The following is a 1,927-nucleotide window of genomic DNA, read 5'->3' on the forward strand; positions in this document are numbered from 1 at the left end:
CATCGAGCGGAACACCTTGTTCTTCTCCTCGCTGATGGCGTACGGCTCGAGCGCCGTCGGCGGCTCCATCACCACGAACGCCATCACCTGGAACAGGTGGGTCACCACCATGTCCTTGTAGGCGCCGGTGCTCTCGTAGAAGTTCGCTCTTTCGTCCAGGCCCAGCGCCTCGGGGATGTCGATCTGGATGTGGTCGATGAAGTTGCGGTTCCAGATCGGCTCGAACAAGCCGTTGGCGAAGCGGAACGCCAGGATGTTCTGGGCCGCCTCCTTGCCCAGGAAGTGGTCGATGCGGAAGATCTGGGACTCCTCGAACGTCTCGTGCAGGAAGTCGTTGAGGGCCACCGCGGTGGGCAGGTCGGTGCCGAACGGCTTCTCCATCACCACGCGGGACCGTTCGACCAGACCGGCGTCACGCAACATGTTGATGACCGCGCGCGCCGCGTTGGGCGGGACCGACAGGTAATGCAGCCGCCGCACCTTGGGCCCCAGGTTGTTCTCGGCCTCGGCGACCGCGGCCGCCAGCGCTTCGGGTCCGGCGCTCTGCGGGACGTAGGTGACGATCTTGGCGAAGTTGGACCACTGCTCGGGCGTCAGCTTGTGGATGCCGAACGCGTCGATCGCGGTCTTGGCGATCTCGCGGAACTCATCGTCGCTGAGGTCCTCGAGCGACGTGGCGACGACCTGGATGTCGGGGGCGAGCTCGGACTGGTCGAGGTAGGCCAGGCCGGGGATCAGCTTGCGCTTGGCCAAATCGCCCGTCGCCCCGAACAGGACGATGACGTGGGGTTCGAGGGGTTGGTGATCGTGGCGGCGTGGGCGTGCCTCGGGCGACGGGTAGGAAATCGTCTGCGGTTTCTTGGTCACTCACGCGATATTTCCACCGCCGCGCCATGTTCGCAGCCGGGCAGGTCAACGGCGGTCGCGCACGGCGTCGATCGCCCGGTAGATCCGCTGCTCGCTGGCCGGTCGGGGCGTGCCGAGCTGCTGGGCCCACAGGCTCACCCGCAGCTCCTCGATCTGGCGGGCGATATCGCGGACGTCGGCGGCCACCCGCCGGGCCGGCGGCAGCGCGCCCAGCAGTTCGTCGTAGGCGTCCTGCACGGCGTGTACCCGGGCCATCCGCTCCCGATCCGCCTCGGGCGCGTAGGGCAGCCGCTCGAGGCGGCGGCCGATGGCCGTGAGGTAGCGGGTCAGGTCGGCGAGGTGCGCGTACCCGGTCGCGGTGACGAACCCGGGGGGCAGCAGCCGGGCGAGCTGGGCGCGGACGTCGGCGACGGCGTCGGCCTGCGGCGGTGTGGGCCGGGCGGGCAGCGCCAGTCGCACCTCCTGGGCGGCGGCCAGCACCGTCTCGACGCGGCCCACGACGTCGGCGGTCGTCGCGGGCAGCGCACGCGCCACCCGCTCGCGCAGCGCGGCGAACTCCGCGCGGGTCCACACCGGCGCGGGCACCAGCACATCCACCGCGGCGTCGGCGCAGTCGTCGAGCAGCGCGGACAGCGAGCCGTCCGGATTCGTCCCCAGAGCCAAGCGGGTGCGCGGACCCAGCTGGCGCTCAACCGTTTTGGCCGGCGACGGCGTGCTCAGCCGCAACAGCCTCCGGATGCCGGGTCCCATTGCCCGGTCCTGCTCGGCCGGGGTCGCGAACACCCGGACGCCGACCGCGGAGCCGGCGTCGACGAAGGCCGGGAAGCCCTGCACCGCGCGCCCGCCCACCGTGCGCTCCACGACGCGCGGCAGTCGCTCCAGGTCGTCGGGCCAGGCGCGCAGGCCGGTCCGCTCGAGGTCGCCGGCGACCGCATCGGCGACGGCGTGGCGGGCCGGCCCCTGCAGCCGCTCCTGCAGTGCCCGCAGGTCCTTGCCGCGGGCGACCTCGGTGCCGTCGGGCGACTCCACGGCGAACGTCACCCGCAGATGCGGCGGCAAC

The 1,927-nt window shown here is 71.5% G+C and carries 2 protein-coding genes; both read right to left on the bottom strand.

Annotated elements, in window-relative coordinates; all coding sequences use genetic code 11:
* Nucleotides 1–867: glucose-6-phosphate dehydrogenase (locus AC2VNT_RS14605; protein ID WP_486947540.1), on the bottom strand; the 867-nt coding region annotated here is incomplete at its 3' end.
* A 45-nt stretch (nucleotides 868–912) separates the two neighbouring features.
* Nucleotides 913–1,927 (bottom strand): DUF3418 domain-containing protein (locus AC2VNT_RS14610; protein ID WP_486947541.1); only part of this gene is annotated, 1,015 nt, incomplete at its 5' end.

The sequence above is a fragment of the Mycobacterium sp. TH-M15 genome, assembly GCF_057473705.1.